The sequence below is a fragment of the Caulobacter segnis genome, from assembly GCF_023935105.1.
In the GTDB taxonomy this organism is placed as follows: Bacteria; Pseudomonadota; Alphaproteobacteria; order Caulobacterales; family Caulobacteraceae; genus Caulobacter; species Caulobacter segnis_B.
On sequence record NZ_CP096040.1, the window covers coordinates 806,412 to 820,489 of the forward strand.

Genomic DNA, 14,078 nt, shown 5'->3' on the forward strand with positions numbered 1-14,078 from the left:
GATGTTATCTGAAATGGACAGGTTCAAAGGGGGAAGCTCGATGTTCGCCGCGGTTCCGCTGCTGGCCTTGCCGGTGCTCATCTACAACCTGATCGCCCTGACCCTGGTGGGTGGCTTCAAGGCCGCCGACGCCAGCGTCCGCATGACCGACACCCTGTTCACGATCCAGATGGCCTCGCGCGCCGGATGGGCGGTCAGCCTGGGCGACCTGCTGCTGGCGGCCTCCCTGGTCGTGCTGTTCGTCGAGCTTCTGAAGTCGACCACCAGCCGCCGGATCGCCATCATCAACCACTCGCTATCGATGGTGCTGTTCATCCTGTGCCTGGTCGAGTTCCTGCTCTTCCCGGCCTTCGCGACCTCGACCTTCTTCCTGGTCGCCCTGATGGTGCTGCTGGACGTGCTGGCCGGCTTCATCGTCACGATCGTCGCCGCCCGCCGGGATGTCGACTTCGGGGAGTAGGGGGCGGCTCCAGGCGTTCGCCTCAGGCGATCCTCAGGCCCATCACCGACAGCCCGCGCTCGATCGGCGAGCCCAGGACATTGGGCGAGCCGTGGTCGCCGTGCCACCAGGTCTCGTAGCCCAGCGACTTCAACAGCTCCAGCGACGCCTGGCCGCGCTCGTCGTTCTGGCATTCCATGTAGATCAGCGGGCGGTGGGTCTTGATGGTCTCGGTCGCGCCGCGCAGGACGTCGATCTCCATGCCCTCGACGTCGATCTTGATCAGATGGCAGGCGGGCAGTTTCAGGCTGTCGAGGGTGATCATCTCGACCTCCTCGCCGTCGTCGTCGTCCAGGTAGGTCAGGGTCTGGGCGCGCTCGCGGTCGGGCGCCAGGGTCATCATGCCGAAGTTGCTGGGTGTCTCGTAGCTGACGCCCGGCAGCCGCAGGCTGCCCCTCTCGGCCCCGACCAGCTTCTGGTGGCAGTAGGCGTTGGTCCAGCTGTTCATCGCCACGGTGGCCACCATGGCCTGGAACATGATCCGCTGTGGCTCGAAGGCGTGGACCCGGCCTGTCGGGCCGACGAAATTGCAGAAGGCCAGGGTGTGCGAGCCCATGTTGGCGCCGACGTCCAGCACCGTTTGGCCGGTCCCGACCAGCCGTCCCAGCAGGTCGGTCTCCTCGGGCGACCAGGCGCCGTTCTCGCGGATCCCGGCCGAGACGTAGAGGTCGTTGCTGTTCAGCAGCATCGGGCCGAAGCGCGAGGCCAGAGTCTCGTTGAACATCACCCGAGGCGGCGGGGCCTCCGGCGGCGGGGGCTCGGCCTCGAGGGGCGCGAGGGCCAGGTCGGCCGCCTCCAGCATGCGGACGTTCGGGCTCGCCACTCGGGCTCGCCACAGGGCGACGCCGGCGGCCATCGGGGCCTGACGCCACAGCGAGGGCAGGGCCGCCAGCCGGATGTCGCCCAGGAAGGCGTCGGCCGCCTCGCCGGGCCGCGCACCGATCAGGTCCTGGCCGATCTGGTTCCACAGCAGGCCATCGCGGACCACGAGGGACACGCCTTGCTCGGCGTCGGGCAGCAGAGTCGCGGGATCGGCCGAGAACACGGTGCGCGGATGCGCCAGCACCACGTCCCCGCCCACCGCGCCGGCGAACGCGGCCAGCGTCCGCAGCCGGATCACGCCGAAGCGTTCGTCCAGGCTGGCGATCGGATCGGTCAGCAGGGTTTCGGTCGAGACGCCGGTCCGCTGGGGGCGGGCGTCCGCCCACGCCGCCACGACCTCGGCGGTGGCGGGCGAGGCGTTGCACAGGTGCAGATGGACGTTCCAATCGGGCGCGACGGCGTCCAGCGACGCCGCCAGCCGCAGGGCCGCCTGGGCCTCGCGATCGCCGAGGGCGACGCTGAGCACGGTCCGGTCGGCCTTGCGGGCGACGATGTCGAACGCCTCCGGCGCGGCGAGTCGGGGGTCCGGGGCCAGGTCGGGCCATTCGACGGGACGGCCCAACCGTTCGAGCGCGGCGGCCAGGCACAGCTCGGCCTCGCCCGCCGGCGAGGCTTCGCGCGCGATCGCCTCGCGGCAGGCCTCCACGCAGCCTTCGTAGTTGCCTCGCTCCAGCCGGACGATGGCGACGGCCAGCCACGAGGCGCCGTGCCAGGCGTCCCGGATCAGGCCGCCCAGGAAGCAGTTTTCGGCGGCCTCAAGGTCGCGGCTGAACCGCAGGACCATGACGCCGCAGTTGTAGTGATGCTCGGCGATGTCGGGCCACCCGTCGCGAGCAGCCTTCAAGGCCTCGAAGGCCGCCGGCACATCGCCTAGCATGGCCGAGGACAGACCGATGTTGGACAGGGTCAGTCCATGATCCTTGTCGGTTCCGAAGACCCGGCGCGTGGCGGCGGCGATGTCGCCCATGCGTCGAAAGCGCTGGAAGCGGAAGTCGCGCGAGGCCTGCATCAGGCACTCGGTATGGACCGGATCCAGTGACGCTCCGATCTGGAACGGCGCCAGCTGGACCCAGTCCAGCCTCGACCGAAGGTAGGCCACATCCACGCCGATACGCTCAGAATCGATCATGAGTTGATATTCTAAGGGAGATCGGTCGTCGCGCCAGGGTTCCGGCCAACTCAAATCCGGTCCGGGAAACCGTCCGTCTGCCGCAGGGCCTCGCCCAGGGCCATGGCCGCCGTTGTCGCCAGGTTCATCGAGCGGGCGTCCGGCATGATCGGGATGACGATCCTGCCTTGAGCCACCGCGTGGACCTCGTCGGGCGCCCCTCGGCTCTCGTTGCCGAACAGCAGCGTATCTCCGGGCTCGAACGAAAAACGATGCAAGGCGGTCGCGCCTTTCGTCGTGAACAGCAGCAGGCGCCCCTCGGCGCGTTCCGGCGCCTTAAGGAAAGCCTCCCAACCGTCGTGGCGCTTCAGCCGCGCCAGGGGACCGTAGTCTAGGGCGGCGCGCTTCAAGCTTTTGTCGTCCAAGGGAAAACTGCACGGCTCGATGACGTCCAGCCCGACGTCGAAACAGGCCGAAAGCCGGATGGCGGCCCCGACGTTCTGGGGAATACCCGGTTGAAAAAGTGCGATGCGCATAATAAGCGAACCAACCACAAGGCTAGCAGGGGCTTTGCCGCGAATCGAAAGGACTTGCGGACTTCGTCCGCGCGTCCGATAGGACGATCCGACCGCTGCCTTGTGGCGGAGATCCGTTTGCGGGTCGAGCAAGATATGGCGTCGAAAGGCGCTTCTCCAAGCCCGCCGCTCCCGCGGCAGGCGGAATAAAGGGGTGACTAGGTGGCCGACACCGCCGTGGGCGCAACGACCGAGCCGGAACACGGGAGCGATCCTTCCCGGCGCGACTTCATTCACATCGCCGCGATCGCGGCCGCCGCCGGCGGCGCCGCGACCCTGGTGTGGCCGTTCATCGACCAGATGAACCCGTCCGCCGATACGCGGGCCCTGGCCTCGACCGAGTTCGACCTGACCAAGGTCGCCGAGGGCCAGCAAGTCACGATCAAGTGGCGCGGCAAGCCCCTGTTCGTGCGCAACCGCACCAAGGCCGAGATCGCCAAGGCCGTGGCCGATGACGGCGCGCAGATGAAGGATCCGGCGACGGACGCCTCGCGCGTGAAGCCCGGCAAGGCCAACTGGCTGATCGTCGGTGGCAACTGCACCCACCTGGGCTGCGTGCCGACCTTCGGCGGCGGTGAGTACGGCGGCTGGTTCTGCCCGTGCCACGGCTCGGTCTACGACACCTCGGGACGTATCCGTAAGGGCCCCGCGCCCCTGAACCTGGTGGTTCCGGACTACGCCTTCCTCACCGACACCAAGGTCAAGATCGGCTAAGCGAGATGAGCGGACATTCGACCTATCAACCGAAGACCGGTATCGAGCGCTGGCTCGACGCCCGTCTGCCGATCGTGCGCCTGGGCTATGACTCGTTCGTCGACTATCCCACGCCGCGTAACCTGAACTACTGGTGGACCTTCGGCGGCATCCTGTCGCTGTGTCTGGCCTCGCAGTTGATCACCGGCATCATCCTGGTGATGCACTACAATCCGAGCGCGCAGGGCGCCTTCGCCAGCGTCGAGCACATCATGCGCGACGTGAACTATGGCTGGCTGATCCGCTACATGCACGCCAACGGCGCGTCGATGTTCTTCATCGCCGTCTACATCCACATGCTGCGCGGCCTGTACTACGGCTCGTACAAGGCGCCCCGTGAGGTGCTGTGGCTGCTGGGCTGCGTGATCTACCTGCTGATGATGGCCACCGCCTTCATGGGCTACGTCCTGCCCTGGGGCCAGATGTCGTTCCACGGCGCCGTCGTCATCACCAACCTGTTCGGCGCGCTGCCGCTGGTCGGCGAGAGCATCACCACCTGGCTGTGGGGCGGCTTCGCGGTCGACAACCCGACCCTGAACCGCTTCTTCTCGCTGCACTACCTGCTGCCCTTCATGATCGCGGGCGTCGTGATCCTGCACATCTGGGCCCTGCACGTGGTCGGCCAGAACAACCCGACCGGCGTCGACCCCAAGTCGAAGGCCGACACCGTTCCCTTCACCCCGTACGCGACGGTGAAGGACGGCTTCGCGATGAGCGTCTTCCTGATCCTCTTCGCGTTCTTCGTCTTCTACATGCCGAACGCCCTGGGCCATGCCGACAACTACATCGAGGCCAACCCGCTGGTGACGCCGTCGCACATCGTTCCGGAATGGTACTTCCTGCCGTTCTACGCGATCCTGCGCGCCGTGCCGGACAAGCTGATGGGCGTGCTGGCCATGTTCGGCGCCATCGCCTGCTTGTTCGCCCTGCCGTGGCTGGACACCTCGAAGGTGCGCTCGATGCGCTACCGCCCGACCGCGAAGATCTACTTCGTGTTCTTCCTGGTGGCCTCCATCATCCTGGGCTTCTGCGGCGCCAAGCTGCCTGACGATCCGGTGATCCCGCACCTGACCACGTTCCAGCTGATGGGCTCGGACCTGAACAGCTTCGTGTGGCTGTCGCGCGTCGCCTCGCTCTACTACTTCGCTTTCTTCCTGGTCGTGCTGCCGGTCCTGGGTCTGGTCGAAAAGACCCTGCCCGTGCCGGACTCGATCGCCTCGCCGGCCCTGTCGGCCGACGCCAAGAAGGGTTGATCCCGATGCTCCGCAAACTCTCGGTTATCGCGGCGGCGGCGGGTCTCCTGGTCGTCGGCGCCGCCGGCCCGGCTCTCGCCAATGGCGGGGCCCTGCCGGCCAAGGAAGTGCACTGGTCGTTCGACGGCCCGTTCGGCAAGTTCGATCAGGCCCAGCTGCAACGCGGCTTCAAGGTCTATCGCGAGGTCTGCTCGGCGTGCCACTCGCTGAAGCTGGTGTCGTTCCGCAACCTCGGCGACAAGGGCGGCCCGTTCTACAGCGAGAAGTACAAGAACTCGAACGACAACCCGTGGGTCAAGGCGATCGCCAAGGACTACGAGGTCGCCGACATCGACAGCGAGACCGGTGACGCCATCAAGCGTCCGGCCACCAGCGCCGACCACTTCCCGTCGCCCTTCGCCAACGAAGCCGCGGCCCGCGCCAGCAACGGCGGCGCCCTGCCGCCGGACATGTCGCTGCTGGCCAAGGCCCGCGAAGAAGGTCCGAACCACATCTACTCGGTGGTGACCGGCTACGTCGAGCCGCCGAAGGGCCTGACGGTCCCGACCGGCGGTCACTACAACCCGTACTTCCCGGGCGACCTGACCTCGGCCTGGCATGGCGACCACAAGCACGTCCCGGCGGGCGGCTTCATCGCCATGGCCCCGCCGCTGAAGGCCGATCTGGTGACCTTCGACGACGGCACCAAGTCGACCCTCGACCAGCAGGCCAAGGACGTCTCGGCCTTCCTGATGTGGGCCGCCGAGCCCAAGCTGGAAGAGCGCAAGCAGACCGGCTTCGCCGTGCTGATCTACCTGCTGCTGCTCTCGGGTCTGCTGTACGCCAGCTACAAGACCGTGTGGCGCAACGAGTCGCACTAAGCGCCGCTGACGCAAGACTGAATGTCGAAGGGCCCGGTGGGAACACCGGGCCCTTCTTCTTTGCGCCTACAGGTCCAGTCGCCACAGGATCAGCGGGCCGTCCTCGCTGTCGACACGTTCGCCCACGGCCTGGAAGCCGTTGCGGGCCAGCACCGTCTGGGAGGCGGGGTTGTCGACCGAGGTCTCGGCGGTCAAGGCCCGCACCCGCTCGTCCGCCACAGCCCAGGCGGCCAGGTCGCGAACGGCGCGGGTCGCCGCGCCCCGGCCCTGGCGCGTGGGCGCGACGCCATAGCCGATCCGCAGGGAGCGGTCGGCGGCGTCCAGAAGCTGGGTCGGCGAGATCAGGCCGACGATCTCGTCGTCCTCGATGATCATCCAGGCGGCGGGGCTGAAGATCGGCCGGATGCGGTCGGCCAGTTCGGACAGCATGGCCAGCACCTCCGGCGGAGCCAGGGGGCTGTCGCACAGGCGATAGGGCGCGGGGGCCTCGCCGCGCAGCAGGGCGGCGAAGTCCAGGGTCTTGGCTTCGATAAGCATGTCTAGTCTCGGCTTTGGGAAGCGCGCTGGGATCAGCGCGAAGGGCCGAGCGGCGGCGTCAGGCGCGTAGGCTCGCGTCGCCGCGACGGCGGCTGGTGGCGATGGCGACGACGATCAAAGGCGCTCTCCTGCGTCCGAGCGTCCAGCCTTAGAGGGGCGGGCGCTCGAGGGCAAGCTCAGGGCGCGATCGCCAGGGTGCGGGCGTCGGCGGCCAGGCGGAGGCGATGGCGGGCCCACAGGCCCGTGCCCAGCGCGCCCGTGACGCCCTCAGGCAGGTCGTCGGTCAGGTTGGCGGGGACGTTCTCGGCCAGGACGCCGCCGAGCGACAGCGCCCGCAGCTTCGCCGGGGCCTTGTGGCGGGCGGTCATGTCCAGCTTCCCTGTCGCCGCCGCGCCGCGCGTCGACAGTCGCATCATCGCCAGTGAGGCCGTGTCGATCGCGAAGGCCCCGCGCAGGGCCGTGGGGCCGTCGCTGACGCCCGCGGTAATGGTCGGAAGGCCCTCGACCACCGCGACCGGGAAAACCACCTGCTGGCGGGCGCGCCAGGGCTGGTCGATGCGCAGGCGGCAGGCGGCGAAGTCGATCTCGACGCTGTGGCCGGCCAGGACGTCCATGCCGATGACGCCGGCGATCGGGGTGACGAAGCCCGCGCCCCGCGCGTCCAGGTCGGCGACCTTCACCGACACGGCCTGCGCCTTCAGGCCCGCGACCTCCACCCGCAACGGCAGCTCCGGCTCCAGAATGCCTTCCATCTGGGCCTTGGTCTCGTGCAGCAGGGTGCGCGGCGCCGACAGGTCGATGACGTAGTCGCCGGCCATGTCGCCGATCACCGCCGGGGCCACGACGGCCCCGTTCTCGAACCAGCACGCCGTCTCGCCCGCCCGCGCGGCGCCGGCGAGCGACAGGGACAGGATCAGGGCGGCGACGCGACGACGCATGCCCGACAGCCTAGCTCAGCCATCGCCCCTGCGCGATGGGCTCGATGGCTCAGCCTGGCTGCTTGCGATCCGCAAGCTTGCACGGCGCGCCGGCCTGGGCCGCCTCGGCGCAGCTCATGGCGCTGAGCGTCGCGGCCGAGCCGGGCGAGGGGTTGTCGACGATGAAGCCCTTGCCGTTCTTGCAGCGCAGTTCGTAGCGCACGATCGGCGGCGTGCCGCCCGCGCCCAGATAGGCGCCGTCGGCCACCTCGCAGTCTGGCGCGATCTTGTGCGCGATCGGCGTCAGGCCGAGAGCCGGCTGGAAGTTGCCATTCATCAGGCAGTAGAGGCCGCGTGGCCAAGCCTTGCCAGCGGCGGCGGCCGAGTCCTGCACGGCCAGGCAGTCCAGGGTCTGGGTCTCGCCGCCGGGCTTGCGATTGATGATCCAGCCCATCGCATCGCGGCAGACCAACTCATAGCTGGGCACCCGGGACGGCTGGTCGGACAACTCCGCGGCGTCGACGACATCGCAGGGGATCTTCAGCTCGGCGGCCAGCTCGCGGGCCAGCTTCACCTGCATCGGATTGCCCGACTCGCGCGGCTTGATGCGGGGCCCCGACTTCTGGACCTTGAAGAGGTCGACGTCCTTCATGAACTGCCGCGTCGGCGGCGGCGGCGGAATGTAGCCCGACTGGGCGAAGGCCGGGGCGTCGCCCAGCGCCAGCATGGCGACGAGGCCGAAAATGATCCTGCGCATGAGCCTGCTCCCCCTCGATGCTTAAGGTTGAGCAGATTGATCCTGTCGCCGCGTCGGGTCAACCACAGCGCGTCGTCAGGCTTCCGCCTTGCTCCCGCCCGAGCGCTGGAACAGCTGCAGGGTGCGCAGCAGGGCCAGACGGGCGCTGTCCGGATGATGGCCGCTGGGCGCGACGAACGCGTGGCCGGCGTCGTACGGATAGATCGGCAGGTCCGGATGGGCGTCGCGGATCGCCTCGACATCGGTCATCGGGATCAGGCTGTCGGTCTTACCGAAGTGCAGGATGGTCGGGACCTTGGGCGTTTCGTCGCGATAGGCGACGATGTCGCCGCCGTAGAAGGCCGACACGGCCGCCAGCCCCTCGCATCGGCACGCGGCCAGCCAGGCCGTGGTCCCGCCGTAGCAGAAGCCCATGGCGAACACCGGCCCGTCCAGGGCGTCGATCGCCGCCTGGACGCGGGGCAGGGTCGAGACGCCCCAGCCGGTCGCTTGGCCCATGGCCATGCGAGCGTCGAGGATGGCCGGCGTGGTGTCCTCGATCGGGAAGTCGGCGTCGGCCGCGTCCATCAGGCTGGGGGCGATGACCTCGTAGCCCTGCTCGGCCAGGCTGTCGCTGAGCTGGCGGATATGCGGGGTGACGCCCCAGATGGCGTGCAGCATGACGATGCCGCCGCGCCGGGCTTCCTGGGGTGGAGCCTGGTAGGCCGCGAACGGCGCGCCGTCGCGCGTGGCCAGGGCGATGCGTTGGCCCATCAGTGGGCGACCCCTTCCCCAGTAGCATGCTCGGCGAAGAACGCCACGGTGCGCTGGCGGGCCAGTTCGGCGTCGGCCAGGTCGCTGTCCGGGCGGCCGTCGTTGTTGAAGCCGTGGCCGCTGGCTTCGTAGACGTGGATCGGAACCTCGGGGTGCGCGGCCCAGATGGCGGCCTTGACCTCCTCGGCCGGGATGTGCGGATCCTTGGCGCCTAGATGGACGATCACCGGCGCCTTGAGGTCGAACTTCGCCATGCCGGCGACCTGGCCGCCATAGTAGCTGGAGGCGGCCGCCAGCCCCTCCAGCCGCGCGGCCGCCAGCCAGGCCATGGTGCCGCCGTAGCAGTAGCCGACGATGAACACCGGCCCGCGATCCTTCAGGAAATCGATGCAGGCCTGGATGTCGCCCATGGCGTTGTCGGGGCCGTTGGCTACCGCCAGCTCGCGACCGCGCGCGAAGCCAGCCTCGTCGTGCAAGGCCGTGAAGCCTTTCTCGCCGCGATCGAACATCGACGGGGCCACGACCTCGAAACCGCGCGCCGCCCAGCGGGCGACATCCTCTTGAACGTACCTGTCGAGGCCGAAGATCTCCTGGATGACGATCACGCCCCCCTTCCGCGCGCCTTCCGGCTGGGCGTGCAGGGCGGTGAACGCGAAACCGTCGTGGGTGGCGGTCAGGGTGATCATCTCGGACATGGCGTACTCCCCAAAGCGAAGCGGCCGGGGCGTTTCCGCTCCGGCCGCTGATGTTCTGAACGCTTAGACGTTGAAGCGGAAGTGCATCACGTCGCCGTCCTTGACGACGTATTCCTTGCCCTCGGCCCGCATCTTGCCGGCTTCCTTGGCGCCGGCCTCGCCGCCCAGCTTGACGAAGTCGTCGAAGGCGATCGTCTCGGCGCGGATGTAGCCCTTCTCGAAGTCGGTGTGGATGACGCCGGCCGCTTGCGGGCCGGTGTCGCCGACATGGATGGTCCAGGCGCGGGCTTCCTTGGGGCCGACCGTGAAGTAGGTCTGCAGGCCCAGCAGGTTGTAGGCCTCGCGGATCAGGCGGTTCAAGCCGGGCTCGGCCAGACCCAGGGTCTCGAGGAACTCGGTGCGCTCCTCGGCGTCCAGCAGGGCGATCTCGCTCTCGATCTGGGCCGAGATGACCACGGCCTTGGCGTTGTCGCGGGCGGCGCGCTCGGCGACCAGATCGCTGTACTTGTTGCCCTTGTCGGCGCTGCCTTCCTCGACGTTGCAGACATAGAGGGCCGGCAGCGAGGTCAGCAGCTGCAGCATGTGCCAGGCTTTCTCGTCGTCCTTGTCCACGGTCGCGGCGCGGGCCGGGCGGCCCTCGCGCAGCTGGGCCAGGGCCAGGTTGATCAGGCGCAGGGTGTTGGCCGCGTCCTTGTCGCCGCCCGACTTGGCCTTCTTCTCGATGGCCGGCAGGCGCTTTTCCAGGCTCTCCAGGTCGGCCAGCATCAGCTCCATCTCGATGATCTCGAGATCGCTGAGCGGGTCGATACGGCCCTCGACGTGGGTGATGTCGTCGTCCTCGAAGCAGCGCGCCACGAAGGCGATGGCGTCGCAGTCGCGGATGTTGGCCAGGAACTGGTTGCCCAGGCCTTCGCCCTTGGAGGCGCCGCGCACCAGGCCGGCGATATCGACGAAGGTGATCCGGGCCGGGATGATTTCCTTGGAGCCGGCGATCTTGGCCAAGGCGTCCAGGCGCGGCTCGGGCACGGCCACGTCGCCGGTGTTGGGCTCGATGGTGCAGAACGGATAGTTGGCCGCCTGGGCCGCCGCCGTCTGGGTCAGGGCGTTGAACAGGGTGGACTTGCCGACGTTGGGCAGGCCGACGATGGCGACTTTTAGGGCCATGGAACTCTCGTGAATTTCGTTGGCGCGCGCTTAGCACGTATGGTCGCGAAAGGCGACCGCGCCCCGTCGTTCGAGGAGGGCTAGCCCAGAGACGCGCGGACCACGCGGGTAACCGACTCGCCGTGCAAGGCGCATGAGAGCTTGGCGTCGATGCAGTGGATCATCGCTCGAAACGCCTTGTGGCTGGGCGTGCGGGCGGGCAGCGTCAGTGTGGCCTCCGCGGTGCCCTTGATCGCGCCGGCCGTGATGCGAAGCTGGCCGTGCGTGGCGTTGGCCTCGGCGACGCCATGCGCGGTCACCGCGTCGACCGGTCCGCTCATCACGATGCGGGCAGGAATGCGTGTCTCGCTGGCGCTGCAGGCCGTCGCGAGAAGGGCGACGCCGATCAGAGCCACTTTCCGAAAGCCGATCATGTCATCCCTACCCCTATAGCCGTCCCTAAGGTGTTGCGCCCATAGCGACCTGTAAAGCCTATTTTCAATCGGAAGTAGATCTATTCCGCAGAGCCCTTGCGCGAACTGCAACCTGATCAGATATCAATGCGCGAAAGGAGCTTCCCCATGAGCGTTCGACCCGTCCTGAAGATCGTGAAGGGCCTGCCCGCCTCGGACGGCGATGGCGTGCGTCTGACCCGGATGCTGGGCACGCCGGAAGCCCAGATGTTCGACCCGTTCCTGATGCTGGACTGCTTCGACAACGACCAGGCGTCGGACTACATGGGCGGCTTCCCCGACCATCCGCATCGCGGCTTCGAGACCGTGACCTACATGCTGGAAGGCCGGATGCGTCACAAGGACAATACCGGCCGTGAAGGCGTGATCGGGCCGGGCGGCATCCAGTGGATGCGGGCCGGCAAGGGCATCGTCCACTCCGAGATGCCCGAGCAGTCGGAAGGCCGCATGCGCGGCTTCCAGCTGTGGGTGAACCTGCCGGCCAAGCTGAAGATGAGCGCGCCCGGCTATTCGGAGTTCGAGAGCGACGCGATCCCGGTCGAGGCCCGCGACAGCGGCGTGTCGGTCAAGGTGATCTCGGGCGTCACGGACGGCGGGACCGCCGGTCCGATCGGCGGAGGCGCGGTCGACGCGCTCTATTTCGATGTGGTGCTGCCGGCCGGGACCGTGTTCGAGGAGCCGGTCGGCGACGACCGCAACGCCATGCTGGCCGTCTACGAGGGCCAAGTCCGGGTGGCCCACGACACCGTGGACGCGCTGTCGGGCGTGTTCCTGGGAAGCGGCGACACCGTCCGGGTCGAGGCCGTCACCGACGCTCGCGCCCTGCTGCTGGCCGGCCGTCCGATCGGCGAGCCGGTGTTCTGGCACGGCCCGTTCGTGATGACTTCGCGCGAGGAGATCGTCCAGGCGTTCGAGGACTTCCGGTCGGGGCGGTTCTGAAGCTCAATCGATGATTATGTTCACGGGCGATTAAACCTGGAATGGTTCTAAGGGCGAAGGTACCGGAGTTACCGCCCTTGACCCCTATCACCTTCACGAACGCGATCGAACGAACGGCCCAGCGCCGCCGCCATCTTCTGCTTGGCAACGGCTTCAGCATCTCCGCATGGTCGGATTTCCGATACGATGCCTTGCAAGGCAAGATCGTCGGCGAATCCGATCGCATCGATGCGCTCTTCGACTCATTCCAGACAGCGGATTTCGAGCGCGTGGCGCGAGCCCTGCGCGAGGCGCAGCGGGTGCTCGAGGTTCATGAGGGCGCCGAGGCTCTCATCAAGATCATCGAGAACGACCACCACGATCTGAGGCGTCTGCTGGTGTCGGCGATCGCGGGGACCCATCCGGCCGCGCCGAGCGAGCTGGGCGATCTATTCGACTGTTGCGCCAGCTTTCTGGGCCACTTCGTCGGCAAGGCGCGGGGCAAGGCCCTGTTGGGCAACGTGTTCAGCACCAACTACGACCTTCTGCTCTATTGGGCGCTGATGCGTGGAAAAGACGTCCTTGAGGCCAATGACGGCTTCCTTGGAGGCCGTCCCCTGACCTGGGCGCCCGGGCGGGAGCAACGGATCTTCTATCTGCACGGTGCGCTGCATCTCTTCGAGGCCGAAGGCGTCACCCAGAAGCTGGCTGTTCCCGACCGTCTGATCGACGCGATCGGCGGCCGGATCGAGAAGCAGGACGTGCCGCTGTTCATCTCGGAGGGCTCGTCCCATGAGAAGCGGGTGCGCATCGAGGAGAGCCGCTACCTGAAGGCCGCGTCCGACTGCCTGGGTGAGGCATGCGACGATCCCGAGGCGAGTCTCTTCATCTTCGGGCACTCGCTGCGGGCGGAGGACGCGCACATTTTCGAGAGGATACCCGACGGACGTGTGTCCGAGGTCTTCATCTCGGTGCGCGACGTTGACCGATCGGAAGCCAAGGCCGAGATCCGAAAGGCCGCCGAGCTGTGGGTCGCCAAGCGCGCGGAGCGCGGCGGTCCACCGCTGGAGGTCTTCAGCTACAATCCCGCCGAAGCCGCGCCCTGGGGGTGACCGTCCACGAACGCCGCCACGCGGTCGGCGAAGGCCTTCGGCTTCTCCAGGTACATGAAGTGTCCAAGCGCCGGGACGGTCTCCAACTGGGCGCCGGGGACGGCGTCCGCCACGGCCTTGGCCTGGGTCTTCACGTCGCCGATGTCGAGCGCGCCGACCAGAACCAGGGTGGGCGCGCGGATCTCGCCGAGATGATCCTTGGCGTCGGGCCCGGCGCGCTCCAGCTTGCGCCCGGCGCCGCTCAGGTTCTGCGGGTTGGCCTTCAGCAGCGCCACCACCCGAGCGCGCTCGGCGTCGGCCGTGGGGCTCAGGATGTAGGGGTCCTTCACCGCGCCCTCGAGATCGCCCAGCTTGATCAGGGCGACCAGCTTCAGCGATCGCGCGATGAAGCCGGCCGAGGGCGAGAAGCCGCTGACCCACGGCCCGGCCAGCACCAGGCCGTCGACGGCTTCGGGATGGGCCAGGGCGAAGTCGACGGCGATCCCGCTCCCCGCCGAAGAGCCGACCAGGGTGGCGCGGGTGACCCCCGCCGCCTTCATCACCGCCGCCAGGTCGTCGACCGAGGCGAAGGGCGCGGTGGCCGCCGGCGTCGCGCCGTAGCCGCGCCGATCGTAGCGCACGACCTTGAAGCGCTGGCACAGCAGCGGCCAGACGTCGTCATACGCCGCCGCGTGCAGGATGCCGTCGTGCAGCAGCACGATCGTCCTGTCGCCGGCGCCGCAGGTCTCGTAAGCGATCTTGCCGCCCTCGGCTTCGGCGAAGGTGGTCCGGGCGTGGGCCAGGCCGGCCCAGAACAGCAGGCAGCCGGTCGCGATCGCCCGGACGGGCGTTGAAAGTCTCATG

General features: G+C 68.1%; 16 protein-coding genes. 6 read left to right on the forward strand and 10 right to left on the reverse strand.

Features of this window, described 5'->3' with window-relative positions; all coding sequences use genetic code 11:
• The first annotated feature begins 40 nt into the window (after positions 1–40).
• Positions 41–460, forward strand: coding sequence for a hypothetical protein (locus MZV50_RS03955; protein ID WP_252633121.1), 420 nt, complete (start codon positions 41–43; stop codon positions 458–460).
• 22 nt (positions 461–482) lie between these two features.
• Here MZV50_RS03955 and MZV50_RS03960 read toward each other — a convergent pair whose 3' ends face one another.
• Positions 483–2,510: an FkbM family methyltransferase gene (locus tag MZV50_RS03960; RefSeq protein ID WP_252633122.1), complete on the reverse strand. Its 2,028-nt coding sequence runs from the start codon at positions 2,508–2,510 to the stop codon at positions 483–485.
• Positions 2,511–2,560: 50 nt separating this feature from the next.
• Entirely contained in the window at positions 2,561–3,025 is a 465-nt protein-coding gene (locus MZV50_RS03965; protein ID WP_252635171.1) for a tRNA (cytidine(34)-2'-O)-methyltransferase, read from the reverse strand.
• Positions 3,026–3,226: 201 nt separating this feature from the next.
• Between MZV50_RS03965 and petA the strand changes: the two genes are divergently transcribed.
• From petA to MZV50_RS03980, 3 genes are read left to right on the forward strand one after another with little or no spacing between them, the layout of a single operon-like run.
• Positions 3,227–3,778, forward strand: coding sequence for a ubiquinol-cytochrome c reductase iron-sulfur subunit (gene petA, locus MZV50_RS03970; RefSeq protein ID WP_252633123.1), 552 nt, complete (start codon positions 3,227–3,229; stop codon positions 3,776–3,778).
• A gap of 5 nt (positions 3,779–3,783) precedes the next feature.
• The gene (locus tag MZV50_RS03975) at positions 3,784–5,070 is read left to right on the forward strand and encodes a cytochrome b (RefSeq protein ID WP_252633124.1); all 1,287 of its coding nucleotides are present in this window, start codon (positions 3,784–3,786) and stop codon (positions 5,068–5,070) included.
• Between the two features lie 5 nt (positions 5,071–5,075).
• Positions 5,076–5,930 (forward strand): cytochrome c1, encoded by an 855-nt coding sequence (locus MZV50_RS03980; protein WP_252633125.1) that lies wholly within the window; start codon positions 5,076–5,078, stop codon positions 5,928–5,930.
• A gap of 66 nt (positions 5,931–5,996) precedes the next feature.
• On the opposite strand, the gene MZV50_RS03985 is transcribed toward MZV50_RS03980, so the two are convergent.
• The 7 genes from MZV50_RS03985 to MZV50_RS04015 form a co-directional block, all read right to left on the reverse strand.
• A complete protein-coding gene (locus MZV50_RS03985; RefSeq protein ID WP_252633126.1) occupies positions 5,997–6,467 on the reverse strand; it encodes a GNAT family N-acetyltransferase in 471 nt (156 codons plus the stop codon).
• A gap of 176 nt (positions 6,468–6,643) precedes the next feature.
• Positions 6,644–7,405 carry a hypothetical protein gene (locus tag MZV50_RS03990; RefSeq protein WP_252633127.1) on the reverse strand — a complete coding sequence of 254 codons (762 nt, stop codon included), beginning with the start codon at positions 7,403–7,405 and terminating at the stop codon, positions 6,644–6,646.
• A gap of 49 nt (positions 7,406–7,454) precedes the next feature.
• Positions 7,455–8,141 carry a hypothetical protein gene (locus tag MZV50_RS03995; RefSeq protein WP_252633128.1) on the reverse strand — a complete coding sequence of 229 codons (687 nt, stop codon included), beginning with the start codon at positions 8,139–8,141 and terminating at the stop codon, positions 7,455–7,457.
• A 75-nt stretch (positions 8,142–8,216) separates the two neighbouring features.
• A complete protein-coding gene (locus MZV50_RS04000) occupies positions 8,217–8,894 on the reverse strand; it encodes a dienelactone hydrolase family protein (protein ID WP_252633129.1) in 678 nt (225 codons plus the stop codon).
• Complete coding sequence (locus MZV50_RS04005) at positions 8,894–9,589, reverse strand: dienelactone hydrolase family protein (RefSeq protein ID WP_252633130.1); 696 nt, start codon at positions 9,587–9,589, stop codon at positions 8,894–8,896. The genes MZV50_RS04000 and MZV50_RS04005 overlap by 1 nt, the downstream gene beginning before the upstream one ends.
• A gap of 63 nt (positions 9,590–9,652) precedes the next feature.
• Complete coding sequence (ychF, locus tag MZV50_RS04010) at positions 9,653–10,753, reverse strand: redox-regulated ATPase YchF (RefSeq protein WP_252633131.1); 1,101 nt, start codon at positions 10,751–10,753, stop codon at positions 9,653–9,655.
• 80 nt (positions 10,754–10,833) lie between these two features.
• Positions 10,834–11,166, reverse strand: coding sequence for a hypothetical protein (locus MZV50_RS04015; protein WP_252633132.1), 333 nt, complete (start codon positions 11,164–11,166; stop codon positions 10,834–10,836).
• A gap of 147 nt (positions 11,167–11,313) precedes the next feature.
• Here MZV50_RS04015 and MZV50_RS04020 point away from each other — a divergent pair, with 147 nt between their 5' ends.
• Entirely contained in the window at positions 11,314–12,144 is an 831-nt protein-coding gene (locus MZV50_RS04020) for a pirin family protein (RefSeq protein WP_252633133.1), read from the forward strand.
• Between the two features lie 77 nt (positions 12,145–12,221).
• Positions 12,222–13,235 (forward strand): DUF4917 family protein, encoded by a 1,014-nt coding sequence (locus MZV50_RS04025; protein WP_252633134.1) that lies wholly within the window; start codon positions 12,222–12,224, stop codon positions 13,233–13,235.
• Here MZV50_RS04025 and MZV50_RS04030 read toward each other — a convergent pair.
• Positions 13,202–14,077: an alpha/beta fold hydrolase gene (locus MZV50_RS04030; protein ID WP_252633135.1), complete on the reverse strand. Its 876-nt coding sequence runs from the start codon at positions 14,075–14,077 to the stop codon at positions 13,202–13,204. The genes MZV50_RS04025 and MZV50_RS04030 overlap by 34 nt on opposite strands.
• Position 14,078 lies beyond the last annotated feature (1 nt).

Excerpts from the sequence above, each read along its gene's own strand:
- MZV50_RS03965 (WP_252635171.1), bottom strand. The coding sequence starts at position 3,025 with ATGCGCATCGCACTTTTTCAACCGGGTATTCCCCAGAACGTCGGGGCC.
- MZV50_RS04030 (WP_252633135.1), bottom strand. The coding sequence starts at position 14,077 with ATGAGACTTTCAACGCCCGTCCGGGCGATCGCGACCGGCTGCCTGCTG.
- MZV50_RS03980 (WP_252633125.1), top strand. The coding sequence starts at position 5,076 with ATGCTCCGCAAACTCTCGGTTATCGCGGCGGCGGCGGGTCTCCTGGTC.
- MZV50_RS03995 (WP_252633128.1), bottom strand. The coding sequence starts at position 8,141 with ATGCGCAGGATCATTTTCGGCCTCGTCGCCATGCTGGCGCTGGGCGAC.
- MZV50_RS03990 (WP_252633127.1), bottom strand. The coding sequence starts at position 7,405 with ATGCGTCGTCGCGTCGCCGCCCTGATCCTGTCCCTGTCGCTCGCCGGC.
- MZV50_RS04020 (WP_252633133.1), top strand. The coding sequence starts at position 11,314 with ATGAGCGTTCGACCCGTCCTGAAGATCGTGAAGGGCCTGCCCGCCTCG.
- MZV50_RS04000 (WP_252633129.1), bottom strand. The coding sequence starts at position 8,894 with ATGGGCCAACGCATCGCCCTGGCCACGCGCGACGGCGCGCCGTTCGCG.
- MZV50_RS03955 (WP_252633121.1), top strand. The coding sequence starts at position 41 with ATGTTCGCCGCGGTTCCGCTGCTGGCCTTGCCGGTGCTCATCTACAAC.
- MZV50_RS03975 (WP_252633124.1), top strand. The coding sequence starts at position 3,784 with ATGAGCGGACATTCGACCTATCAACCGAAGACCGGTATCGAGCGCTGG.
- MZV50_RS03985 (WP_252633126.1), bottom strand. The coding sequence starts at position 6,467 with ATGCTTATCGAAGCCAAGACCCTGGACTTCGCCGCCCTGCTGCGCGGC.
- MZV50_RS04005 (WP_252633130.1), bottom strand. The coding sequence starts at position 9,589 with ATGTCCGAGATGATCACCCTGACCGCCACCCACGACGGTTTCGCGTTC.
- ychF (WP_252633131.1), bottom strand. The coding sequence starts at position 10,753 with ATGGCCCTAAAAGTCGCCATCGTCGGCCTGCCCAACGTCGGCAAGTCC.
- MZV50_RS04015 (WP_252633132.1), bottom strand. The coding sequence starts at position 11,166 with ATGATCGGCTTTCGGAAAGTGGCTCTGATCGGCGTCGCCCTTCTCGCG.
- MZV50_RS03960 (WP_252633122.1), bottom strand. The coding sequence starts at position 2,510 with ATGATCGATTCTGAGCGTATCGGCGTGGATGTGGCCTACCTTCGGTCG.